Below are 23,877 nucleotides of genomic sequence, written 5' to 3'. Positions count from 1 at the left end.
CTGGGGAGCGCTCCTGACGATCAGTGCCTGCGGGCCAGCACGAAGCCTCGCGGGTACTTCTCGTCGCCCCAGGGCTCCCGGTGGACCCGGGCCATCACCTGGAAACCGGCCTCGGTGAGCAGCGCGCCGATCGTCTCCGGGGTGCGCCAGTGGTAGTCGAGCGAGATGGCGTGGCCGTAGCGCTCGTCGAGATGGACGCGGCGCTCCTCGGACCCGTCGGACCCCTTGGACACGGTCTGGAAGGCCAGCAGGACATGCCCGCCGGGTACCAGGACGCGGCGGAACTCCTCGAACACCGTCGGCAGATGGTCGTCCGGGACATGGATGGTCGAGTACAGGGCGAGCACGCCGGCGAGTGTCTCGTCCGGGAGGCCGAGCGCGGTCATCGAGCCGACGTGGAACCGCAGATGCGGATGGGTCTCGCGGGCCAGCGCCACCATCTGAGGGGAGACGTCCACGCCGAAGACCGGCAGGCCCATGGCGTCCAAGCGGGCGGCGACATGGCCGGGGCCGCTGCCGATGTCGGCCACGGGGGCGTCGGAGTGCTCCTTCACCAGTTCGGCGAAGATGCCGAGCAGGGCGCGTTCGAGATGGCTGCCGGGGAGGGCGGTGCTGTCGGGGTACTCGGCGGCGTAGTCACGCGCGATGGTGTCGTAGGCGGCGCGGGTGGCGGCGAGGAAACCGGGGTCGGCGCCGGGGTCCCTTCCGGCTGAGGGCGCGGTCGCAGGGGGCGCGGTCGCAGGGGGTGCGGCGGTGGCGTCGGTCGCGTCAGCGGTGTCAGTCGAGGTAGCCGCCTCGGCCCTGCCGGTGGCGTCGGTGGCGTCGGTCGCGGCGGTGTCGGGCGCATCGGTCGTCTTCGTCGTGTCGGGCACGTTCGTCACGTGGGTCACGGGCGCGCACGCTACCCGGACGGTCGTACCGGCGTCCGGGGTTTTGCGGCGCCGTGTGCGGGCTCCTTGCGACGTCCCCCGACGACTTCCCGGAGGGTGCTCCCCAGCGGCGGCTTGGTCCCGGCTGGTGGACAACTTGAGCGGGCCTTGACCGGTGCGTGATATCCCAGAGACAGCAGCAGAGCAGAGCACCGACGAGCACCGCGAAGCACAGAAGAGCACAGAGAGACGGGTATCGGGGTGTGATGGAAGTCACTCTCCGTGGATTCCATGATCCACTCGGCCTTGAAGGCGCGAGTTTACCCATCTCATCCGGCAGCCATGCCTGAGACGGCCAGTTTTTCTTCCCCTAACGGGCTGAAATTTGTTGATCGAGGGTCAGTTGGCCGCCCTGGCGTCCTACCCTTCAGAGGGTGAACCAATTGATGTCCCGAGAATCCGAGGCCGACGTCCCCGGGGATGCCACGCTCCCCGGCACCCTGAGCGAGGAACTGTTCGCCGAGCTCGTCGCGTTCCGGCGCGACCTCCACATGCACCCTGAGCTCGGCAACCAGGAGTTCCGCACGACGGCCGTCATCAAGGCGCGCCTGGAGAAGGCCGGTCTCCGGCCGCGCGTGCTCGGTATCGGCACCGGTCTCGTCTGTGACATCGGACTGGAGGGCGACGTACCGCCCGACCTGCCCATGCTGGCCCTGCGGGCCGACATCGACGCGCTGCCGATCCCCGACGCGAAGAGCGAGTGCCCCTACCGCTCCACCGTGCCCGACCGGGCGCACGCCTGCGGCCACGACATGCACACCACGGTCGTGCTGGGTGCCGGTCTGGTCCTCGCCCGGCTGCACCGCGAGGGCCGGCTGCCGCGGCCCGTGCGGCTGCTGTTCCAGCCCGCCGAGGAGGTGCTGCCGGGCGGCGCCGCCGACCTCGTCGAGGCCGGTGTGCTGGACGGCGTGGGCACCATCGTCGCCGTGCACTGCGACCCCCGGGTCGACGCCGGGCGGATCGGGCTGCGGCACGGCGCCATCACCTCCGCCTGCGACCGGCTGGAGGTCGCGCTCGACGGCCCCGGCGGCCACACCGCCCGCCCGCACCTCACCACCGACCTGGTCACCGCCGCCGCCCGGGTGGTCACCGACGTGCCCGCCGTGGTCGGCCGCCGGATCGACACCCGCAGCGGGCTCGCCGTCACCTGGGGCCGTATCGAGTCGGGGCATGCGCCGAACGTCATCCCGCAGCACGCCGAACTCTCCGGAACCGTGCGGTGCCTGGACATCGGGGCATGGCGGGCGGCGCCGGACATCGTCGTCGCCGCGATCGACGAGGTGGCCAACCTGCACGGCGCCAAGTCCGAGATCAACTACGTGCGCGGTGTGCCGCCGGTGGTGAACGACCCCGGTGTGACCGAACTGCTCCGGGACGCCCAGACCCTGCGCCGCGGCGCGGGCACCATCGAGGACACCGAACAGAGCCTCGGCGGCGAGGACTTCTCCTGGTACCTGGAACACGTCCCGGGCGCCCTGGCCCGCCTCGGCGTGCGTACCCCGGGCGAGCGCACCGTCCGGGATCTCCACCAGGGCGACTTCGACGCCGACGAATCCGCGATCAGGGTGGGCGTCGAGCTCTTCACCGCGGTGGCCCACCTCTACGGGGCGACCGGCTGACGAACCGGTCTGCGACGGCCTGCGACCGCGTGCGACCGCGACCGCGTGCGACCGCGCGATACGACAGGACGAAGGGGTGTCCGATGGGCACCCCTTCGTCCTGTTGTGTCACCCCCCTGTAACCCCGGTGCGGAGCCTGTAACCGAGGGGCGGCACGAATCGGTAACGGCCGTCCGAACCCCGTTCCGCTCACCTTCTACGCGCGTTACTGTGCGCCGAACTCGCCGCCAGAGGCGGGTAATTGGGGACGCGGTCCGGTGACGGTGCCGTGGGACTGAGGGGTGTTGTGCTGTGCGTCTGATCTCCCGGAGGACGAGATTCTCCCAAGCCGCGGTCGCCGCCGCCGTCATCGCGCTCGCGGCCGCCGGGTGCGGCAAGTCCAGCAGTGACTCCGCGGGCGGCACGTCCAAGGACGGCACGTACTCCGGCAAGGGCATCGGCCTCGCGTACGACATCGGCGGCAAAGGCGACCAGTCGTTCAACGACGCCGCCTACGAAGGTTTCCAGAAGGCCGAGAAGGAGTTCAAGATCGGCGGGCGGGATGTCGAGCCGCAGGACAACGAGTCGAACGCCGACAAGATCCAGCGTCTGGAGACCCTCGCGAAGGCCGGCTACAACCCGATCATCGGCGTCGGCTACTCCTACGCCCCCGCCGTCAAGGCCGTCGCGGCGAAGTACCCCAAGGTCACCTTCGGCATGATCGACGACAGCACCATCAAGGCGGACAACGTCGCCGACATGGTCTTCGCGGCCGAGCAGTCGTCGTATCTCGCCGGTGTCGCCGCGGCCTCCGCGACCGAGAAGGACCACATCGGCTTCATCGGCGGGGTGGACATCCCCCTCATCCACACCTTCGAGGCGGGCTTCGACCAGGGCGCCAAGTCCGTCAAGCCGAAGATCAAGATCGAGTCGCAGTATCTGACCCAGACCGCAGCCGAGGGCGGCTTCTCCAGCCCCGACAAGGGCAAGGCCGCCGCCCAGGGTCAGCTCGACGCGGGCGCGGATGTGATTTACCACGCCGCCGGACTGTCCGGCCAGGGCGTGATCCAGGCCGCGGCCTCCGCCAAGGCGTGGGCGATCGGCGTCGACTCCGACCAGTACAAGCAGTCCGCGCTGGCCGCCTACAAGGACCACATCCTCGGCTCCGCGCTGAAGAACGTCGGCGGCGCGGTCTACGACCTGGTGAAGTCCGTGATCGAGGGCAAGCCCGAGAGCGGTGTCGTCGAGGGCACCCTCAAGTCGGGCGGTGTCGGCTTCGCCGACTCCAATCCGAAGTACCAGGCGATGAAGGACGTGGTCGCCGCGGTCAAGAAGGCCGAGCAGGACATCATCGACGGCAAGGTCACCGTCGCCGCCCAGTGACGTCCCCGCCGCCGAAGGCCCGCCAGGACCGCCAAAGGCCCGCCGGAGGCACCACCCGAGGGGCACGGGACGAACGCAGGACGAACGCCTGACCCAGGCCGGCCCCCTGCAAGGACCCCTGCCGGAGGTCCTGGGCCGGTCGGGCAGCCTTCTTCCCGGTACGTCCCTTGCCCCGTGCGGAGGGCGCACCGAGTTCCGTATGGTTTGAGTCACTGCGGCCACAGCTCGATAACGGACCGGACAGAAGGGTTTTTCCGACTCGTCTACGCGCGTTACGCTGCGGCGGAACCAGCGCCTGGTAGGGGCGCATGCACAAAGGAGTCATGTTCCATGCACCGGGTGTCCCGTATCGCGGTTGCAGGCATTGCAACTGCAGCCCTTGCCGTCACCGTCTCAGCCTGTGGCAGCTCGTCCAGCTCGTCCACCGGAGGCAGCGGAAAGTCCAAGGGTATCGGTCTCGCGTACGACGTCGGCGGCAAGGGCGACCAGTCCTTCAACGACTCGGCCTACGCGGGTCTCCAGCAGGCGGAGAAGGACTTCAAGGTCAGCGGCCGTGATGTCGAGCCGCAGGACAACGAGTCCGACGCCGACAAGATCCAGCGTCTGGAGACCCTCGCCAAGTCCGGCTACAACCCTGTGATCGGCGTCGGCTTCGCCTACGCGCCGGCCGTCAAGGAAGCCGCGGCGAAGTTCCCCAAGGTCACGTTCGGCATCATCGACGACAACCAGATCCAGAAGAAGAACGTCGCCGACATGGTGTTCCACGAGGAGCAGTCCTCGTACCTCGCCGGTGTCGCCGCCGCCCTGACCACCAAGACCAACACGGTCGGCTTCATCGGCGGTGTGGACGTCCCGCTGATCCACAAGTTCCAGGCCGGCTTCGAGCAGGGCGTCAAGGACACCAAGAAGAACGTCACGGTCAAGTCGCAGTACCTGACCCAGACCGCGGCCGAGGGCGGCTTCTCCAGCCCGGACAAGGGTGAGACCGCCGCCGAGGGCATGATCAGCGACAAGGCGGACGTGGTGTACGCCGCGGCCGGCCTCTCCGGCCAGGGCGTCATCAAGGCGGCCGCCGCGCACAAGGTCTGGGCGATCGGCGTCGACTCCGACCAGTACAAGCAGGCCGCACTGGCGAAGTACAAGAACTACATCCTCACCTCGGCTCTGAAGAACGTCCAGGGCGCGGTGTACGACCTCTCCAAGTCCGTCATCAAGGACAACAAGCCGCTGAGCGGCGACGTCCGTGGCTCGCTGGCCAACGGCGGCGTCGGCCTGGCCGACTCCAACCCGACCTTCAAGAACAACGCGGAGCTGCAGGCCGCGCTGAAGAAGGCCGAGGCCGGCATCAAGGACGGCTCCATCACCGTCAAGACTTCTTGACAGGCGCTTAGCACCACGTACGACACAAGGCCGTGGGCCGGGTCGACCGGGCCGGCCCATGGCTGGAATGGCGTTGCGAGAGCAGCGTCACGGCGATGGAACGGGGTGTGGGGATGAGGCTCTCCCTGCGCCCTGTTCGCGCGGCAGAATGCTCGGGACGGATCGAGACTGAAAAAAACAGACCGATCCGGACCGGGCCTATTTAAAGCAGGGGCGCTACGCGCGTAGAGTGACTCGCCCCTTTCCCGAGGAGAGTGCGCCATCGACGCGTCCAGCAGCCCTCCGCTCACCGCCGAATCGACCGTTGCGGTAGAGCTGACGGGGATCACCAAGAGGTTCCCGGGTGTCGTTGCCAACAGCGACATCCACCTCTCTGTCCGAAAAGGCACCGTGCACGCCCTCGTCGGCGAGAACGGGGCCGGCAAGTCGACCCTCATGAAGATCCTCTACGGCATGCAGAAGCCGGACGAGGGCACCATCGCCGTGGACGGCCAGGAGGTCGTGTTCCACAGCCCCGCCGACGCCATCGTCCGCGGGATCGGCATGGTCCACCAGCACTTCATGCTGGCCGACAACCTCACCGTCCTCGAGAACGTCGTGCTCGGCAGCGAGAAGCTGTACGGCATCGGCGCCGGCGCCCGCCGGAAGATCAAGGAGATCTCCGACCGCTACGGCCTCGGGGTCCGCCCCGACGTGCTGGTCGAGGACCTCGGTGTGGCCGATCGTCAGCGCGTGGAGATCCTCAAGGTCCTCTTCCGCGGCGCCCGCACCCTGATCCTCGACGAGCCGACCGCCGTGCTCGTCCCGCAGGAGGTCGACGCGCTCTTCGACAACCTGCGCGAGCTGAAGGCCGAGGGCCTCGCCGTCATCTTCATCTCCCACAAGCTGGGCGAGGTCCTGTCCGTCGCCGACGACATCACCGTCATCCGGCGCGGCACCACCGTCGGCACCGCCGTACCCTCCGAGACCACCCCGCGCCAGCTCGCGGAGATGATGGTGGGCAGCGAGCTGCCGACCCCGGAGACCCACGAGTCGACCGTCACCGACCGGCCCGTCGTCGAGGTCAAGAACCTCACCGTCTACGCCACCGGCGGCGCCTCCCTGGGCGAGGTCGCCGAGCCCGTCGGCGCCACCACCGCGGGCGGCAGCGCCACCGGGGCCAGCGTTCTCACCGAGACCGCCCCCACGATCGAGGGCCGCAAGCGGGTCCTCGACGACGTGACCTTCACCATCCACGCCGGTGAGGTCATGGGCATCGCCGGTGTCGAGGGCAACGGCCAGACCGAACTGGTCGAGGCGCTGATCGGCCTGAAGAACGCCGACCACGGCCAGATCCTCTTCGAGGGCGCGGAGATCACCTCCTGGGCCACCCGCAAGCGCCGGGAGAAGGGCATCGCCTACATCCCCGAGGACCGCCACCGCCACGGCCTGCTGCTGGATGCACCGCTGTGGGAGAACCGCATCCTCGGCCATGTCTCCGAGCGTCCCAACGCCAAGGGCTTCTGGCTCGACCCGAAGGGCGCCCAGGACGACACCCGGCGTATCGTCGAGGCCTACGACGTCCGCACCCCCGGTATCGACGTCACCGCGGGCTCGCTGTCCGGCGGCAACCAGCAGAAGCTGATCGTCGGCCGCGAGATGAGCCACGACCCGAAGTTCCTGATCGCCGCCCACCCCACCCGCGGTGTGGACGTCGGCGCGCAGGCCGCCATCTGGGACCACATCCGTGACGCCCGCCGCGAGGGTCTGGCGGTCCTGCTGATCTCCGCCGACCTCGACGAGCTGATCGGTCTGTCGGACACCCTGCGCGTCATCTTCGACGGCAGGCTGGTCGCCGACGCCGACCCGGCCACCGTCACCCCCGAGGAACTGGGCTCGGCGATGACCGGTGCCGCGTCCGGACACCTGGAGCACACCGAAGACGGCGCCGACACCAGCGCAGAAGCCGCCCCGGAGGACGAGGACCGATGAAGAAGTTCGACAAGGAGCGAGTGCTCCTCGCGGTGGCCGGACCGGTCATCGCGATGGTCCTGGCGATCGCGCTCACCTCGATCGTGCTGCTCGCCTCCGACCGCAACCCCTTCGAGCCGTACCGGCTGATGATCGAGCAGCTGTCGTACTCCGACGTCCAGGTGCTGATCATCAACCAGGCGTCGCTGTACTACATCGCCGCCATCGCGGTCGCCCTCGGCTTCCGCATGAACCTGTTCAACATCGGCGTCGACGGCCAGTACCGGCTCGCCGCCGTGATGACCGCCGTGGTCGGCGCCAATGTGAACATGCCGGCCGCGATCCAGGTCCCGCTGCTCCTGCTGGTCGCCATGATGACCGGTGCCTTCTGGGCCGGTATCGCGGGCGTCCTCAAGGTCACCCGCGGGGTCAGCGAGGTCGTCGCGACCATCATGCTGAACGCCATCGCCACCAGCGTCATCGGCTACGTCACCCTCGCCAATGTGTGGGGCGTGCGGGTCGGCGACAACATGACCACCGGCACCATGCACAAGTCCGGCTGGATCCCCGGCATCAGCCTGGGCGCCGACGCCGGCGAGGTCTACGGCCTGGTCTTCCTCGCCATCGCGCTGGGCGTCCTCTACTGGCTCGTCCTCAACCGCACCCGCTTCGGCTTCGACCTGCGCGCCACCGGCGCCTCCGAGACCGCCGCCGCGGCCTCCGGTGTCAACGCCAAGCGCATGATCATGGTGTGCATGCTGGTCTCCGGCGCCGTGTCCGGCCTCGCCGGTCTGCCGCTGCTGCTCGGCGACACCCACACCTACAGCCTGAGCTTCCCGGCTGGCCTCGGCTTCACCGCCATCGGCATCGCCCTGCTCGGCCGCAACAACCCCGGCGGCATCGCGCTGGCCGCGCTGCTGTGGGCCTTCCTGGAGAAGGCGTCCCCCGCCCTGGACTTCGCGACTCCGACCCCGTACGAGAAGGAGATCGCCACGATCATGGAGGGCCTGATCGTGTTCGCGGTCGTCATCTCCTACGAGGCGGTACGGCAGTACGGCCTGCGCCGTCAGCAGAGCCGCGTCGGCGCCGAACTCGCCGCGGCCGCCCAGAACAACTCCGAGACGAAGGAGGTGGCGGCCTGATGTCCACCACGACTGTGGCCAAGCCCAAGGCACAGCAGCCCGCCAGGGGCGGCCGTAAACTCTCGCTCCCCGTACTCCTGCTGATCATCGCGGGCGTGCTGGTCCTGACCTCGATCGTCCGTCTGATCACCGGCGCGGACGGCATCACCTCGACCGGACAGATGTCCACCGCGCTGCGGCTGGCCGTCCCGATCGGCCTCGCCGGTCTCGGCGGTCTGTGGTCCGAGCGCTCCGGCGTCGTCAACATCGGCCTCGAAGGCATGATGATCCTCGGCACCTGGTTCGGTGCCTGGGCCGGCTACCAGTGGGGCCCGTGGACCGGTGTCGTGTTCGGCATCGTCGGCGGTGCGCTGGGCGCGCTGCTGCACGCTGTCGCCACCGTCACGTTCAACGTCAACCACATCGTCTCCGGTGTGGCGCTGAACATCCTCGCCCTGGGCGCCACCCGCTATCTGTCGAAGTTCACCTTCGCGAACGCCCCGCAGGGCTCCTCCAAGCAGTCCCCGCCGATCGACTCGCTGGGCACCTTCGACATCCCCGGCCTGTCGAGCTGGCTGAACACCCTCAACGAGAAGCACTGGTTCCTGGTCTCCGACATCGCCGGTCTGATCGGCGGTCTGGTGACCGACCTGTCGCCGCTGACCGTCATCGCCGTCGCCCTGGTGCCCGTCACCTGGTGGGTGCTGTGGCGCACGTCCTTCGGCCTCAGGCTGCGCTCCTGCGGCGAGAACCCGGTCGCCGCGGAGTCCCTCGGCGTCAACGTCTACAAGTACAAGTACATCGCCGTGGTGGTCTCCGGCGGCCTCGCCGGACTCGGCGGCGCGTTCCTGTCGATCGTCGCGTCCAACGTCTACCTCGACGGCCAGACCGCGGGCCGCGGCTACATCGGTCTCGCCGCGATGATCTTCGGCAACTGGATGCCGGGCGGCCTCGCCCTCGGCGCCGGCCTGTTCGGCTACACCGACAGCCTCAACCTGCGGGGCGGCACGGTCAACGTCCACGCGCTGATCCTGCTGCTCGCGATCCTGCTGGTGTTCGGCGCGGCCTACCTGGCCTGGCGCAAGAAGCTCGTCCCGGCCATGACCACCGCGGTGGTCGGCATCCTGATGTTCCTCTGGTACGCCACCACCAACGAGGTCCCGCGCCAGGTCGTCACCGCCACCCCGTACCTCGTCACCCTGCTGGTGCTGTCGCTGTCCGCGCAGTCCCTGAGGATGCCGAAGGCGGACGGCCTGCCGTACCGGAAGGGACAGGGCAAGTGACCGCCGCGGCCGACGCCGACTGGGAGGCACTGCGCAAGACCGCCCGGGAGGCCATGTCCCACGCCTACGCGCCCTACTCCGGTTATCCGGTCGGGGTGGCCGCGCTGGTCGACGACGGCCGCACGGTCTCGGGCTGCAATGTCGAGAACGCCTCGTACGGCCTCGGGCTGTGCGCCGAGTGCGGGCTGGTGTCGGAGCTCCAGCGCACCGGTGGCGGCCGGCTGACGCACTTCACCTGCGTCGACGGCGACGGCCAGAGCCTGGTGCCGTGCGGGCGCTGCCGCCAGCTCCTCTACGAGTTCGGCGGGCCCGGCCTGCTGCTCGACACCCCCGCGGGCATCCTCCCGCTCTCCGAGATGCTGCCCCAGGCCTTCGGCCCGGGCCATCTCACCAAGTAACTCCCGCGCGGCCCCTTCGGGACACCAGCCCCAAGGGGCCGCGCCCTTCGTACCCCCGGAAGGAACGCCATGGCCATGGACGCCATCTCCGTCATCCGCACCAAGCGGGACCGCGGTGAGCTGACCGACGAGCAGATCGACTGGGTCATCGACGCCTACACCCGCGGCGAGGTCGCCGACGAGCAGATGTCGTCGCTCGCCATGGCCATCTTGCTCAACGGCATGAACCGCCGCGAGATCGCCCGCTGGACGGCGGCCATGATCGCCTCCGGCGAGCGCATGGACTTCTCCTCGCTGTCCCGCCCCACCGCCGACAAGCACTCCACGGGCGGTGTCGGCGACAAGATCACCCTCCCGCTGGCCCCCCTCGTCGCGGCCTGCGGCGCGGCCGTCCCGCAGCTCTCCGGCCGCGGCCTCGGCCACACCGGCGGCACCCTCGACAAGCTGGAGTCCATCCCCGGCTGGCGCGCGCTGCTGTCCAACGAGGAGATGCTGCACGTCCTCGACACCACCGGTGCGGTGATCTGCGCGGCAGGCGACGGTCTGGCCCCCGCCGACAAGAAGCTGTACGCCCTGCGCGATGTGACCGGCACCGTCGAGGCGATCCCGCTGATCGCGTCCTCGATCATGTCGAAGAAGATCGCCGAGGGCACCGGCTCCCTGGTCCTGGACGTGAAGGTCGGCACCGGCGCCTTCATGAAGACCCTGGCCGACGCCCGCGAGCTCGCCTCCACGATGGTCGGCCTCGGCACGGACCACGGTGTGAAGACGGTCGCCCTCCTCACCGACATGTCCACCCCCCTCGGTCTCACCGCCGGCAACGCCCTGGAGGTCCGCGAGTCCATCGAGGTCCTGGCCGGCGGCGGCCCCGCGGACGTTGTCGAACTCACCCTCGCCCTGGCCCGCGAGATGCTGGACGCGGCGGGCGTGAAGGACGCCGACCCCGCCAAGGCCCTGGCCGACGGCTCGGCGATGGACGCCTGGCGCCGCATGGTCGCCGCGCAGGGCGGCGACCCCGACGCCGTGCTCCCGGTGGCCCGCGAACAGCACGTCGTCACGGCCCCCGCCTCCGGCGTCCTGACCCGCCTCGACGCCTACGGCATCGGCATCGCCGCCTGGCGCCTCGGCGCGGGCCGCGCCCGCAAGGAGGACCCGGTCCAGGCGGGCGCCGGCGTGGAACTCCACGCCAAGCCCGGCGACACCGTCACCGCGGGCCAGCCCCTCCTCACCCTCCACACGGACACCCCCGAACGCTTCGCCTACGCCCTCCAGGCCATCGAGGGCTCCTACGACGTCGCGGCCCCGGGCACGGACTTCACCCCGTCGCCCGTGGTGCTGGAGCGCATCGCCTGACCACGGAAACGCTTTCAGACGAACGGGATCGGTGGACCTCCGCCGATCCCGTTCGGCATGGTTGGGCACGCCGATGATTTGTGCGCCCCCGTGCGGTCTACCGCACGTGGACGCCAGGACACCCGCCGTGCTTGTGCTGACCGGCTCTCTCGTCGGGGACGAGGTGGCCGGGCTCTGTGGTGAGGTGCGGGCGGTGCTGGCGGCCGGCGGTGGCGGGGTCGTCGTCTGTGATGCGGGTGGGCTCGGGCCGCCGGGGCTCCGGCAGGTCGAGGTGCTGGCGCGGTTGCAGCTTGCCGCGCGGCGGGAGGGCGGGCGGATCCTGCTCAGGCGCCCCGGCCCGGGCCTACGCGCCCTTCTCGATCTCGTCGGGCTCCGCTTCGAGGTGGAGGGGGAGGTCGAACAGGGGGAACCAGCGTGCCGTGTCGAGGAAGAAATGGAACCCGGTGAGCCGGCCCTCTGATATCTCCAGCACCTGGATCGACCACGGGGCGAAGCCGCCCTCCTCCGGGTCCGGCTTGTACTGGGCGAAGCCCGGCAGCCCATTGACCTCGACCGGCAGCAGGCGCGAACCGGCGCAGGCGGAGCCCAGGGTCGTCATGAAGCCCGTGATGTCGGCATGGCCGGTCAGCCACAGGTCGAACGGCGGCATCGTCATCACCGCGTCCTCGTGCAGCAGCGCCGTCAGTGCCGTCATGTCGTAGCCCTCGAAGGCAGCCACATAGCGCTCCAGGAGCCTGCGCTGACCCTCGTCCAGCGGGTCCGACACCGCCGCCGCCCGGTCGGCAGGGCCCGAGCGCTCCGCGAGCGTCGCGCGGGCCCGCTGGAGGGCGCTGTTGACCGATGCGACCGAGGTGTCCAGCAGCTCGGCGACCTCGCCCGCCCGCCAGGCCAGCACCTCCCGCAGGATCAGCACCGCCCGCTGCTTGGGGGGCAGCTTCTGGAGCGCCGCCATGAACGCCAGCCGCACCGACTCCTTCGCGACCGCCGCCTCCGCCGGGTCCCCGTCCGCCGGAAGCACCCGCGCGTCCGGCATCGGCTCCAGCCAGGTGCTGTCCGGGCGTGGCACGAGGGCGGCGCGGGCCAGCGGGGTCGACTCGCTGAGGTCCATCGGCCGCGCCCGCCTGTTGCCCGCCGTGAGCATGTCCAGGCAGACGTTCGTCGCGATCCGGTACAGCCAGGAGCGCAGGCTGGAGCGGCCCTCGAACTTGTCGTAGCTCTTCCACGCCCGGATCAGGGTGTCCTGCACCGCGTCCTCGGCCTCGAAGGAGGAGCCGAGCATCCGGTAGCAGTACCCCGTCAGCTCCGTCCGGTGCTTCTCCAGCGCGCTGTCCAGGTCCGTGTCCGTCGTCGCCGTGCCGTTGCCCATGGTCCACCCACCCCGTGCGCCCGTTCCTGTGCGGCGCCTGTACGCGCCCGTCCCAGCACTTCGGAAGCTACCCCACCCCACTGACAACGGCCCGCGCAGCGGACGTATGCGCAGGTCGGGGACGTATGGGGTGATTCGGCGCCCAAGCCCATGTGCCCCCGACCGGGATGGTCGGGGGCACATGGCCGGGGCTGTCGTCGCGTCGGCTCAGTGGGCCGTAGCCGTTGCCGGTAGCCGCTGCGGGCGGGCTGCCAGGCGGGCCGCCCTGGTGCCGAGGGCCGTGATGGACGCGACGCCCAGCACCGCGAGGATGCCGACGCCCACCGTCCCGGACCAGCCCGTCGCGTGGAACGCGATCGCGCCCACCGTGCTGCCGGTGCTGGAGCCGATGTAGTACGACGACGTGTACAGCGCCGAGGCCTGTGCGCGGCCCGTCTTGGCCGTCTTGCCGACCGCCGCGTTCGCCACCGCGTGGCCCCCGAAGAAGCCCGCCGTGATCAGGACCAGACCCAGCAGGATGAGGGGGAGCGACCCTGCGAGCGACACCAGCAGACCGGCGGCGGTCGTGGCGGCCATCAGGTACAGCGTCCCCCGGCGGCCCAGCCGGTCCACCAGACGGCCGGACGCCGACGCCGACGCCGTACCGACCAGGTACACCAGGAAGATCGAGCCCACGAGGCCCTGCGGCAGGGAGTACGGCGCCTCGGTCAGCCGGTAGCCGATCACCGTGTAGACGCCGCCGAAGACCGTCATGAACAGCGCGCCGATCGCGTACAGGCGGCGCAGCAGCGGGTTGGAGAGGTGGTCGCGGACCGAGCGCGCCAGGACGCGCGGCCGCAGCGAGCCCGCCGTGAAGTGCTGCGGCTCCGGCAGCAGCAGCCGGAACGCCACCGCGCACGCCACCGCCACCACACCGATCACGCCGACGCCGGCCCGCCAGCCCCACTCCTGCGCGACCCAGCCGGTGATCACGCGGCCGCTCATCCCGCCCACGCTGTTGCCCGCGATGAACAGGCCGATCGCGGAGAGCAGAGCCTTGGGACGGACCTCCTCGGCGAGGTACGCCGTCGCCGACGCCGGAAGCCCGGCCAGCGCGGCGCCCTGCACCACCCGCAGCGCCACCAGCGCACCCAGCGAGGGAGCGAAGGGCACCAGCAGACCGATCGACACCGCGACCGCCATCGCGGCCGTCATCACCGTGCGGCGGCCGAAGCGCTCGGACAGCGCGCTCATCGGGAGCACGAACAGCGCCAGTCCGCCCGTCGCACCCGCCACCGTCCAGCTCGCGTCACCCGGGGCGACCGCGAACTCCCTGGAGATCATGGGCAGCAGAGCCTGGGTGGAGTAGAGGAGCGCGAAGGTCGCGACACCCGCGAGGAAGAGCGCGAGGCTCATGCGGCGGTAGCCGGGGCCACCGGGGGTCATACGGGAGTCCGGAGCGGAGTCCGTTGCGGAGTCTGTCGCAGGGGCTGTCGCGGTGGGTGTTGCGGGGGCTGCCGGGACGGCGTCCATGTCGGTGGACGTCCCCGTGCTGGCGGAGAACATGCTTCGAAGCTATGTACGCTCCGTGTCATCCGTCCAATGCGCGGAATCGCCATAATCATTCCCATGACGCATCAGCAGAGGCCACAGGCGCGGGTGTCACCTACCGGAAACGAACGTGACATGCGAGACAGGGTCGACCGGCCCGTCACTCTGGGCCATCCCGGCAGGTCCGACCGGCCCCGCGCCTCCTCCGACCGGCCCCGCAACACATCCGGAAGGCCCCGCAACACTTCCGGCAGGCCCCGCACATCCCCCGACCGGCCCGGCACGGCGGACCGGGCCGAGTCCGCGGACCTCGCGCAGGTGCTCGCCCCGCGCCTCGCCCACTTCGCCGCCGTCGCCCGCACCGAGCACATCACCCGCGCCGCGCAGGAGACCGGGGTCCCGCAGTCGACCCTGTCCCGATCGATGGTCCGCCTCGAAAAGGATCTGGGCGTCGACCTGTTCGCCCGCCGCGGCCGCACCGTCTCCCTCACCCCGGCCGGCCGCGCCTTCCTCACCTCCGTCGAGCGCGCCCTCGGCGAGATCGGCCGCGCCGCCGAGGAGGTCCGCGCGGACACCGACCCGGCCACCGGCAAGGTCGCCTTCGGCTTTCTGCACACCATGGGCGCCGAGACCGTGCCCGGCCTGCTGCACACCTTCCGTGAGGACCACCCCCGGGTCCGCTTCACCCTCGTCCAGACCTACGGCGAGGCGATGATCGAGAGCCTGCGCTCGGGTGACCTCGACGTGTGCCTGACCTCCCCGGTCCCCGACGCCCCGGACCTCTTCACCCGGCGTCTGGACGAGCAGAAGCTGCGGCTGGTCGTCCCCGTCGGCCATCGGCTCGCCGGTCGCCGCCGTATCCGGCTCGCCGAGGCGGCCGACGAGATCTTCGTGACCATGGAACCCGCTTACGGCCTGCGCCGTATCACCGACGGCCTCTGCAGGGAGGCAGGATTCCGGCCGCGGGTGGCCTTCGAGGGCGAGGAGGCGGAGACCCTGCGGGGCCTGGTGGCGGCGGGGCTCGGCGTGGCGCTGCTGCCGCCGCCCCCGGTGCCGCGACCGGGCGTGGTGGAGCTCACGGTCACGGCACCGCGGGCGGTACGGGAGATCGGGGTGGCATGGCTGGAGGGGCACCCGGACACCAGGCCCGTCGCCGCGTTCAAGAGGTTCCTGCTCTCGAAGCGCGGCAGCCTGCTGCACGACTGACCGGCCAGGGGCCGGTGAGGGGCCGGCGAGTGACCGGTGAGCGACCGGCGAGGCGGCGATCACCGACGCACCTGCGCGGGCCCACCGTCACCGGTACGGCCGCGGCGGGCCGGCCCTCACTGGTACAGGCGCTCCCCGAACCCCGCCGCGAGCGGCATCCGCAGCCCCAGCGGCGGCGGTGCGGCGAGCGCGTCCTGCACCGGGCGGGACAGAGATCGGCCGAACAGCGCCCCCATGACGAAGTCCGTGGCGAGGGAGACCACTTCCGACCGGTACTGGTGCAACCCGTGTCCGTCGGCGTGCACTTCGAAGCGGCACACGTTCCGGTTCGTCTTCTTCACCCGCTCCGCGAGCCGGAACGACAGCTCGGGATCGGTCCGTTCGTCGTTCGTGCCGTGCACGATCAGCACATGCCGGCCCGCGAGCTGCCTCACCGGTTCGGGCGACGCGGCCACATCGTCCTCGGGCAACCAAGGGGCCAACGCCGCCAGGGAGTTGACGGCGTCATGGCCGCCCGCCCGCAGCGCGGCCCGCCCTCCCATCCCGAACCCGACCAGGCAGACCGGGACATCGCCGTACCGGCGCAGCACCTCGTCGGCGGCCCACTCCGCGTCATGGGCGAGATGCGCCTCGCTGCCGTTCCAGCCCCTGTATCGGTAGTGCACGAGGTGGGTCGCCAGACCCTCGTCGCGCCCCGCGCGTGCGAACCGGCGCCCCAGCGCCCTGATGAACGAGACCGCCGTCACGGGAGACGGCCTGCGCACGGAGACCTCGTCACCGCCGGGGAGCAGCAGCACCACGCCGCTCACCGCCGTCGGATCCTGACCGAGCGCCCTCCCCAGCCGGGCCGTCCGGACCGGCGTCGCTTGCTGTGCCATGACAGAACAGTGTCAGAAGCAGCGGTGTACGCCACCCTTCCCCCTGGTCACCGTTACGTATCGGCCGTTGTGCACAGGCACAGACAGGGCCCCGAGGGGGCGCTCTACGCGCGTAGGCGCTACAGTGCGGAAATGACCAGCCAGAGCATCAACACCCCGACGCCGGATCAGATCCGCCGGGCGCCGAAGGTTCTGCTGCACGACCACCTCGACGGCGGCCTGCGCCCCGGCACCGTCGTCGAACTCGCCCACGCCACGGGCTACTCCCAGCTCCCCGAGACCGACCCCGGCAAGCTGGGCGTCTGGTTCCACGATGCCGCCGATTCCGGTTCGCTGGAGCGGTACCTGGAGACCTTCTCCCACACCGTCGGTGTGATGCAGACCCGGGACGCCCTCGTCCGGGTCGCCCGCGAGTGCGCCGAGGACCTCGCCGAGGACGGTGTCGTCTACGCCGAGGTGCGCTACGCCCCCGAGCAGCATCTGGAGGGCGGGCTGAGCCTCGAAGAGGTCGTCGAGGCCGTCAACGAGGGCTTCCGGGAAGGGGAGTCGCTGGTACGCGCCGCCGGGCACCGCATCCGGGTCGGCGCCCTGCTCACCGCGATGCGGCACGCCGCCCGCTCGCTGGAGATCGCCGAACTCGCCAACCGTTACCGCGACCTGGGCGTCGTGGGCTTCGACATCGCGGGCGCGGAGGCCGGTTACCCGCCCACCCGGCACCTCGACGCCTTCGAGTATCTGAAGCGCGAGAACAACCACTTCACCATCCACGCCGGTGAGGCGTTCGGGCTGCCGTCCATCTGGCAGGCCCTCCAGTGGTGCGGCGCCGACCGGCTCGGGCACGGGGTGCGCATCATCGACGACATCGAGGTCGGCGACGACGGCTCGGTGCGGCTGGGGCCGCTCGCGTCGTACGTCCGCGACAAGCGGATCCCGCTGGAACTGTGCCCGAGCTCCAACCTCCAGACCGGCGCGGCGGCGTCGTACGCCGAGCACCCGATCGGGCTGCTGCGGCGGCTGCACTTCCGGGCCACGGTGAACACGGACAACCGCTTGATGTCCCACACCACCATGAGCCGGGAATTCGAGCACCTGGTCGATGCGTTCGGCTACACGCTCGATGACATGCAATGGTTTTCTGTCAATTCAATGAAATCAGCATTCATCCCTTTCGATGAACGACTGGCCATGATCAATGACGTGATCAAGCCTGGATACGCCGAACTGAAGTCGGAATGGCTGTTCCAGCAGACCGCCTCTATCAGCGGTTCTGTGGGCGAGAAGGGCTGACGGGGATTCCCGGACGGAATGCGGTGTTCACAATTCCGCCGCATTTCGCTGTTTGCGGGAGACGGTCCCGGCTGTTTACGGTCGAGGACCGCTCGTATCCCCGTGATCAGTCAAGGACGCACATTTCGATGAATTCGAAGCATGCGAGGCACGCGAAGCACGCACAGCGCACGACCGCACAGCGGGCGGACGCGAAGAAGCCGTCCGCCGTCAAGGCCCTCGGTGTCGCCGTCCTCGGCGCCGCCTTCGCCGCCGCAGGCGCGGGCGCCGCCAACGCCGCCCCGTCGGTGGCGGACGTGCCGGACGCCGGCCAGGCCGTCCAGACCGCGAGCACGCTCCCTGCGGCCAACCTCGCCCAGACGGTGCCGGGCGCGGGCGAGGCGGTGGCGCAGGGCCAGAGCGCGGTCGGCTCGTCGCTCGCCGCGCTCCAGCCCGCGGCCCAGCAGCTGATGGCGCAGGCCCAGGCGGGCCCGGCGCAGCCGGTGGCCGAACTGCTGGGCGGACTGCCGACGCAGGGCCTCCCGGCCCAGGGCCTGCCGACGGCGGGGGGTCTCCCGACCGGCGGTCTCCCGACGGCCGGTCTCCCGACGGCCGGTCTCCCGACGGCTGGTCTGCCGACCCAGGGCCTGCTGACCCAGGGCCTGCCCGTGAACGGCATCCCCCTGACCTGAGCCAGGACCCGGACCGCAACCGCACTCGGACCGGACCCGCACCCAGATCGGGCCCTCACCCGGACCGGACCCGCAGCCGGACCGGGCCCTTCTCCCCCCACACGCCGTCGGGGCGCGCCCCGGACCCGGAGCGCGCCCCACCGGCGTTCGTACACACGGCCTTTACCAGGACGAGTGGACCTTGTCCTCCGACGGGAACAGGATCCACAGCGCGATGTAGAGCAGGAACTGCGGACCCGGCAGCAGACAGGACAGGACGAAGATCACCCGCATCGTCGTGGCGGAGGTGCCGAAGCGCCGTGCCAGCGCGGCACACACTCCGCCGATCATGCGGCCTTCGGTGGGGCGGACGAGGGCGGTCATGTCCGGCTCCTTCTTGAGCGTCGGTGCGGGGCTGCCCGGTCGGCTGCCCCCTCTGACATCCAAGCTATGCTCCGGGGCCGCCGGGGACCTCGCTCCAGGGTGCGATTCCGACCCTTGAAATCGTCGGGGTACGACCCTGAGGAGCGGCCTCCTCGGCAGGCGGCCGGACATCCGTCTGCCGCACCCGCTCACGTTCCCGTCCGCGCCGCAGCCAGGAGCGGGCGGCGGGTACGACAGCGAGGTGGGCCAGTGCCACCCCGGCGGTGTTGAGCATCAGCGCGTCGACGTCAGCGACCCGGCCGGGCACGCCGGTCTGGAGCAGGGCGATGCCGAGGGAGATCAGGGCGCCCGTGGTGACGGTACGGATCAGGGAGGCGAGGGGGGAGACGTCGAGCCGGCCGTGGGCCATGGGGATGAGCACGCCCAGCGGGGCGAGCAGCCCGAGCCCCTTCCCGATCAGCCGGGCGGCGTCGGGCCAGCCCAGGGCGAGGTCGGCGCGGACGGTGGCGAAGGGTCTGAGGTTGGCGGGCGTCACCCATGGGACGTCCAGCGGCCGTAGCGAGACCCAGGCGACTAGGGCGAGGTGCGCGACGAGGAGGACACCCCCCGTCACTCGGATACGGATCGCGGCATTGCCGCCGATGGACCCTTGACGCTGCACGCCCCCCTAGACGCACCCTCCGGCACGATCGGTTCCGGTCGCGCGATGTGGCGAACCTCCCGCTCACCCCACGCCGCAGGCCCCGCCGTACGGGCGCCGGACGGTGCGTTTCCGCAGCGTACGAGCGTGTGGGCAGGTGAGGAAGCATCCAGCAGCCGCCCGGGCCGAGCCCTGAATCACCTACTTGAACCTTCGACGAGACCTCCACCACACCCCACCCTCCTAGCCCGTCCGGCGTTTGAGGACGAGGCCCGAAGGGCCGAAAGGGGGGTCTGGGGGCGCAGCCCCCAGGGACGGGAACGGGAAGGGGCGGCGGGGGCGAGAAAACCCCGCGCAGGCTCGCGGCCGGCGACCCGCCTCAGCCGTTCGCGACCCCCTTCGACGGAGGCTGCGTCGTTCCCGGGTGGGTGCGGACGTCATCCGTGCAGGCATAGCGCCGCAGCGGGTCGGTCTCGGGCCCGCCGAGGACCACCGAGCCGTCGCCCTCGGCCGCCGCCGAGTCGGAGAGGGTGCAGACGATCTGGGCGAGGGCGTACGAGGTGAGGTCGGCCGGGGCGGTGCTCAGACGGAGGGTGTCCTCGGGGTCGCCGTTGCGCGGTCCGGCCACGGTCATACCGCCGCGCACGTCGGTCGTGTACCCGGCCGCCTTCTCGCTCGCCGACGGCGACTGCGCGAGCTGGTCCAGCAGCCCTTGGGCGACGATCACCCGCCGTTCCGCGTCGGCGGAGCCGTCCGGCACCCGTACCGTCCGGTCGACGGCGACCAGCGACGAGCCGCACAGCAGGAACACCTGCACCGGAACCCCGTGCGAGGTCTGCGTGATCACGTCCGGCTCGGACAGCGAGCAGGGCACCCGGGACGGCGCGGGCCCGAAGTCGGTGGGCACCTGGGTGGCCCGTATCCCGCAGCCGGTGAGCCCGGTCAGGACCAGGCCGGCCGTGCCGAGCAGACCGAGCGCCCGCAGCTTGCGTATGTTCATCACCTGTCCGTCACGCCCGTCACGCCCATTATGTTCACCATGTCCGTCACGTCCGCCACGTCGATCACGTCGATCACGTCGATCACGTCCATCACGCGCCCTTCTCGGACGGTCCGCCGTCCCCCGGTCCGTCCGGCTCGTCCGTCAGCTCGGACGCGTCCTTGGGCAGCCGCAGGGTGAACACCGCGCCGCCCTCAGGAGAGTTGGCGGCGGTGATCGAGCCGCCATGGATATGGGCGTTCTCCATGGCGATGGACAGACCGAGACCGCTGCCCTCCGAACGCGGCCGGGAGGCGCTCGCCTTGAAGAAGCGGTCGAAGACGTGCGGCAGGACGTCCTCGGGGATGCCGGGCCCGTGGTCGCGCACCCCGATGACGATCTCGTCGTCCTCCTCGCGCACCGCGACCCGCACCGGCGAGCCGCCGTGCTTGAGCGCGTTGCCGATGAGGTTGGCGAGGATGACGTCCAGGCGGCGTGGGTCGACCCGGGCGTGCAGCCCGCGCTCCGCGTCGAGTTCCACGGCGTCGAGCCAGGCGCGGGCGTCGATGCAGGCGGTGATCTGGTCGACGATGTCGACGTCGTCCAGCACCAGACGGGCCGTTCCCGCGTCGAAGCGGGTGACCTCCATCAGGTTCTCGACGAGGTCGTTGAGCCGCCGGGTCTCGCTGACCACCAGCCGTACGGCGGGCTCGATCATCGGGTCGATGCCGCCCGCCTCGGAGTCCAGCTCCTCCTCCAGCACCTCGGTCACCGCGGTGAGGGCGGTGAGCGGGGTGCGCAGTTCGTGCGACATGTCGGCGACGAAGCGGCGCGAGGCGTCGTCGCGCCCGGCCATCTCGGCGACCCGTTTCTCCAGCGCCTCGGCCGCGTCGTTGAACGTCCGTGACAGATCGGCGAGTTCATCGGTGCCGGACACCCTGAGCCGGGTGTCGAGGCGGCCCTCGCCGAGCCGCCGGGCGGCGACACCGAGCCGGTGCACCGGCTTGAGTACGGTCGTGGCGGCGGCCTGGGCGAGCAGCGCGGAGCCTATGAGGGCGAGGGCCGTGGCGATACCGAGCGACCAGGCGAGCGAGTTGAGGTCCTTCGCCTCCGGCTCGAGGGACTTGACCATGTAACCGGTCGGCCCGCCGCCGATCACCCGGGTCCCGGCGACCAGATACGGGGTGCCGTTCTCGACGACCCGCTGCCAGTACAGGTGGTACGGCGACGCGTTGTTGTCCGTCACCTTCTGCGTCCGGTCGACCGCCTTGCGCAGCGAGCTGGGCACATCCTCCATCGAGAAGCCGTTCAGGCCGCCCGAGTTGCCGTACACCGTCGCGCCGCCGGAGTCCCGCGCCACCAGCAGCACAGTGAACCGCTGGCTGCTGCCGGCCATCTGCCCGGCCGTGCGCTGGAGTTCGTCCTGCGTGGGACGCGCGGGCAGCGCACCGGCGCGGTTCTGCATCTCCTGCTGGAAATCGCGCAGCACCGCGTCCTGCGTTCGGGTCAGCACCGCCTCACGGTTGAGCCAGTAGGCGATACCCGACGCGGACACCGCCGCAGTCAGCGCGACCAGCCCGAAGACCACGACCAGCCGCAGCCGAAGACTGGTGAACCGCAGCCGCGAGAACACACCGCCCTTGCGCCCCGCCGCCCAACGGCGGAGTCCCCCTTGCGTGTTCGTCACTGAGGCGCATCCAGGCGGTAGCCGACCCCACGGACCGTACGGATGAGGGTGGGTGACGACGGCACGTCCTCGACCTTGGCGCGCAGCCGCTGCACGCACGCGTCGACCAGCCGGGAGTCGCCGAGATAGTCGTGCTCCCACACCAGCCGCAGCAACTGCTGCCGGGACAGCGCCTGTCCGGGCCGCCGGCTCAGCTCCAGCAGCAGCCGCAGCTCGGTCGGCGTGAGCTGGAGGTCCTCGCCGTTCTTCGTCACCGTCATGGCGGAGCGGTCGATGACGACGTTGCCGAACGTCGCCGAGTCGCTCGACTCCCGCTCCCCGCGCCGCAGCACTGCCCGGATCCGTGCGTCCAGCACCCGGCCCTGCACGGGTTTGACGACATAGTCGTCGGCGCCGGACTCCAGGCCTACGACCACATCGATGTCGTCGCTGCGCGCGGTGAGCAGGATGATCGGCAGCTGGTCCGTGCGCCGGATACGGCGGCACACCTCGAACCCGTCGATGCCGGGCAGCATCACATCGAGAACGATCAGATCAGGCCGCTGCTCGCGCAGCAGCTTCAGACCGTCCTCACCGGTGGCAGCGGTGGCCACCCGGTGTCCCTGGCGGGTCAGAGAGAGCTCCAGGGCCGTACGGATGGCGTCGTCGTCCTCGATCAGCAACAGGGAAGGCACGGGGCTCATTCTGGCCCATGGAGGGGCCGCCGTACGACCCACGGCGCCGACGCCCTCGTACCGCCATCACCTGTGCACCCTGCGTGACAACCCTGTGGTGCCGCTCAGCGCGGGGGCCCTGTGACAGGTCTGTGACAGTCGGCGGACACGGCCATGAAGGTCCGGCGGCAAGCTTTTCGGCACAGGCAAGGAAGCGAGGCCGGACCAACTGAACCGGCCGAGCAGGCCGGATCGGCCGAGCAGGCCGGACAGGCCGACCACGAAGACCGGAAGTCCACTACTGGGGGCGCGAGATGAACACGCTGCACGGCACCAGCACCAGCGCTGTGGTCACGCGTCTGCACGACGTGCACCGGGTGGCGGAGAAGGCCGGCTGTGACAAGTCCGGTATCGAGAAGTCTTCGGTCTTCGAGAAGTCCGGGGTCGCTGGGGGTCCCTCCCTGCTCGAGCGTAGTCGAGAGCTTGGGGGAGGGCGGGGGTGCGCTCGCGGCGCCGGGCGTCAGCACACCGCGTACATAGCGGTGGTTGACGCATACACGGGGGAGAACAACGGGGGAAGCGCGTACAGGGAGGCAACGGAGGAGCGCCGCTCGCTGTCGGAGGCGGAGTTCACCGCCTACGTCCAGGAGCGCCGCGCCTCCCTGTACGCCACCGCCTACCACCTGACCGGCGACCGCTTCGAGGCCGAGGACCTGCTGCAGAGCGCGCTGTTCTCGACGTACAAGGCGTGGGACCGGATCAGCGACAAGGCGGCGGTCGGCGGCTATCTGCGCCGCACCATGACGAATCTGCACATCAGCGCGTGGCGCCGCCGCAAGCTGAACGAGTACCCGACCGAGGAACTGCCGGAGACGCCCGGCGACACGGACGCGATGCGCGGCACCGAACTGCGCACGGTCCTGTGGCAGGCGCTCGCCCGGCTCCCCGAACTCCAGCGCACCATGCTGGTCCTGCGCTACTACGAGGGCCGCACGGACCCGGAGATCGCGGAGATCCTCGGCATCAGCGTCGGCACGGTGAAGTCGAGCATCTGGCGCTCCCTGCGCCGGCTGCGCGAGGACGAGGTCCTCAGCTTCGGCCGTGACGAGGAGCACGCCTTCGGGGAACTGGTCGCGTAGACCGGCCGCCGAGGGTCACGGGGGAAACGGGACGGGGGCAACGGGGGCACGGGGAAACACGGGGGTTCGGGGGGACTCGCGGG

Annotated in this window: 22 protein-coding genes; 13 read left to right on the top strand and 9 right to left on the bottom strand. The window is 70.5% G+C overall.

The genetic code is table 11. The annotated features are described in order from the left end of the window. Positions 1–20: 20 nt before the first annotated feature. On the bottom strand, positions 21–890 hold the full coding sequence (locus ACSYGN_RS15410; RefSeq protein WP_460395935.1) for a class I SAM-dependent DNA methyltransferase: 870 nt from the start codon (positions 888–890) through the stop codon (positions 21–23). 425 nt (positions 891–1,315) lie between these two features. Here ACSYGN_RS15410 and ACSYGN_RS15405 point away from each other — a divergent pair, with 425 nt between their 5' ends. The 9 genes from ACSYGN_RS15405 to ACSYGN_RS15365 all read left to right on the top strand — a co-directional run bounded on the left by ACSYGN_RS15405 (position 1,316) and on the right by ACSYGN_RS15365 (position 11,855). After that, positions 1,316–2,548, top strand: coding sequence for an amidohydrolase (locus tag ACSYGN_RS15405; protein ID WP_460403484.1), 1,233 nt, complete (start codon positions 1,316–1,318; stop codon positions 2,546–2,548). Between the two features lie 300 nt (positions 2,549–2,848). Further along, positions 2,849–3,910, top strand: a complete 1,062-nt coding sequence (locus tag ACSYGN_RS15400) for a BMP family lipoprotein (RefSeq protein WP_460403482.1) — start codon at positions 2,849–2,851, stop codon at positions 3,908–3,910. A gap of 330 nt (positions 3,911–4,240) precedes the next feature. Continuing rightward, positions 4,241–5,290: a BMP family lipoprotein gene (locus tag ACSYGN_RS15395; RefSeq protein ID WP_460395933.1), complete on the top strand. Its 1,050-nt coding sequence runs from the start codon at positions 4,241–4,243 to the stop codon at positions 5,288–5,290. A gap of 261 nt (positions 5,291–5,551) precedes the next feature. Continuing rightward, positions 5,552–7,261, top strand: coding sequence for an ABC transporter ATP-binding protein (locus ACSYGN_RS15390; RefSeq protein ID WP_460403480.1), 1,710 nt, complete (start codon positions 5,552–5,554; stop codon positions 7,259–7,261). After that, the gene (locus ACSYGN_RS15385) at positions 7,258–8,382 is read left to right on the top strand and encodes an ABC transporter permease (RefSeq protein ID WP_460395931.1); all 1,125 of its coding nucleotides are present in this window, start codon (positions 7,258–7,260) and stop codon (positions 8,380–8,382) included. The genes ACSYGN_RS15390 and ACSYGN_RS15385 overlap by 4 nt, the downstream gene beginning before the upstream one ends. Next, on the top strand, positions 8,382–9,644 hold the full coding sequence (locus ACSYGN_RS15380) for an ABC transporter permease (RefSeq protein ID WP_460395929.1): 1,263 nt from the start codon (positions 8,382–8,384) through the stop codon (positions 9,642–9,644). The genes ACSYGN_RS15385 and ACSYGN_RS15380 overlap by 1 nt, the downstream gene beginning before the upstream one ends. Further along, positions 9,641–10,042, top strand: coding sequence for a cytidine deaminase (locus ACSYGN_RS15375; RefSeq protein WP_460395927.1), 402 nt, complete (start codon positions 9,641–9,643; stop codon positions 10,040–10,042). Before ACSYGN_RS15380 ends, ACSYGN_RS15375 begins: the two co-directional genes overlap by 4 nt. Before the next feature lie 69 nt (positions 10,043–10,111). Beyond that, a complete protein-coding gene (locus ACSYGN_RS15370; RefSeq protein ID WP_460395925.1) occupies positions 10,112–11,395 on the top strand; it encodes a thymidine phosphorylase in 1,284 nt (427 codons plus the stop codon). Between the two features lie 73 nt (positions 11,396–11,468). Then, entirely contained in the window at positions 11,469–11,855 is a 387-nt protein-coding gene (locus ACSYGN_RS15365) for an STAS domain-containing protein (RefSeq protein ID WP_460395923.1), read from the top strand. Here the strand turns inward: ACSYGN_RS15365 and ACSYGN_RS15360 are convergent. Both ACSYGN_RS15360 and ACSYGN_RS15355 read right to left on the bottom strand, forming a co-directional pair. After that, positions 11,739–12,761 carry a sigma-70 family RNA polymerase sigma factor gene (locus tag ACSYGN_RS15360; RefSeq protein WP_460395921.1) on the bottom strand — a complete coding sequence of 341 codons (1,023 nt, stop codon included), beginning with the start codon at positions 12,759–12,761 and terminating at the stop codon, positions 11,739–11,741. The two genes, ACSYGN_RS15365 and ACSYGN_RS15360, sit on opposite strands and share 117 nt — an antisense overlap. Before the next feature lie 207 nt (positions 12,762–12,968). Then, the gene (locus ACSYGN_RS15355) at positions 12,969–14,306 is read right to left on the bottom strand and encodes an MFS transporter (RefSeq protein ID WP_460395919.1); all 1,338 of its coding nucleotides are present in this window, start codon (positions 14,304–14,306) and stop codon (positions 12,969–12,971) included. A gap of 63 nt (positions 14,307–14,369) precedes the next feature. Here ACSYGN_RS15355 and ACSYGN_RS15350 point away from each other — a divergent pair, with 63 nt between their 5' ends. After that, positions 14,370–15,497 carry a LysR family transcriptional regulator gene (locus ACSYGN_RS15350; RefSeq protein ID WP_460395917.1) on the top strand — a complete coding sequence of 376 codons (1,128 nt, stop codon included), beginning with the start codon at positions 14,370–14,372 and terminating at the stop codon, positions 15,495–15,497. Between the two features lie 116 nt (positions 15,498–15,613). On the opposite strand, the gene ACSYGN_RS15345 is transcribed toward ACSYGN_RS15350, so the two are convergent. Then, a complete protein-coding gene (locus ACSYGN_RS15345) occupies positions 15,614–16,375 on the bottom strand; it encodes an alpha/beta hydrolase (RefSeq protein ID WP_460395915.1) in 762 nt (253 codons plus the stop codon). A gap of 132 nt (positions 16,376–16,507) precedes the next feature. On the opposite strand from ACSYGN_RS15345, the gene ACSYGN_RS15340 reads away from it, so the two are divergent. Both ACSYGN_RS15340 and ACSYGN_RS15335 read left to right on the top strand, forming a co-directional pair. Next, a complete protein-coding gene (locus ACSYGN_RS15340) occupies positions 16,508–17,662 on the top strand; it encodes an adenosine deaminase (protein WP_460395913.1) in 1,155 nt (384 codons plus the stop codon). Between the two features lie 128 nt (positions 17,663–17,790). Next, positions 17,791–18,333, top strand: coding sequence for a hypothetical protein (locus tag ACSYGN_RS15335; RefSeq protein ID WP_460395911.1), 543 nt, complete (start codon positions 17,791–17,793; stop codon positions 18,331–18,333). 162 nt (positions 18,334–18,495) lie between these two features. Here ACSYGN_RS15335 and ACSYGN_RS15330 read toward each other — a convergent pair whose 3' ends face one another. The 5 genes from ACSYGN_RS15330 to afsQ1 form a co-directional block, all read right to left on the bottom strand. Then, positions 18,496–18,696 (bottom strand): PspC domain-containing protein, encoded by a 201-nt coding sequence (locus ACSYGN_RS15330; protein ID WP_460395909.1) that lies wholly within the window; start codon positions 18,694–18,696, stop codon positions 18,496–18,498. Positions 18,697–18,760: 64 nt separating this feature from the next. Beyond that, the gene (locus ACSYGN_RS15325; RefSeq protein ID WP_460395907.1) at positions 18,761–19,357 is read right to left on the bottom strand and encodes a VanZ family protein; all 597 of its coding nucleotides are present in this window, start codon (positions 19,355–19,357) and stop codon (positions 18,761–18,763) included. 358 nt (positions 19,358–19,715) lie between these two features. Beyond that, positions 19,716–20,336, bottom strand: a complete 621-nt coding sequence (locus tag ACSYGN_RS15320) for a hypothetical protein (RefSeq protein ID WP_460395905.1) — start codon at positions 20,334–20,336, stop codon at positions 19,716–19,718. Between the two features lie 91 nt (positions 20,337–20,427). After that, entirely contained in the window at positions 20,428–22,002 is a 1,575-nt protein-coding gene (locus ACSYGN_RS15315) for an ATP-binding protein (RefSeq protein ID WP_460395903.1), read from the bottom strand. After that, positions 21,999–22,676, bottom strand: coding sequence for a two-component system response regulator AfsQ1 (gene afsQ1, locus ACSYGN_RS15310; protein WP_181923142.1), 678 nt, complete (start codon positions 22,674–22,676; stop codon positions 21,999–22,001). Before afsQ1 ends, ACSYGN_RS15315 begins: the two co-directional genes overlap by 4 nt. Positions 22,677–22,969: 293 nt before the next feature. On the opposite strand from afsQ1, the gene ACSYGN_RS15305 reads away from it, so the two are divergent. After that, on the top strand, positions 22,970–23,794 hold the full coding sequence (locus tag ACSYGN_RS15305; RefSeq protein ID WP_460395901.1) for a SigE family RNA polymerase sigma factor: 825 nt from the start codon (positions 22,970–22,972) through the stop codon (positions 23,792–23,794). The last annotated feature ends 83 nt before the right edge of the window (positions 23,795–23,877 follow it).

The sequence above is a fragment of the Streptomyces sp. YIM S03343 genome, from assembly GCF_054729195.1.
The sequence above is the reverse complement of the archived record's forward strand: the minus strand, read 5'-3'. Positions and strand labels throughout refer to the sequence as shown.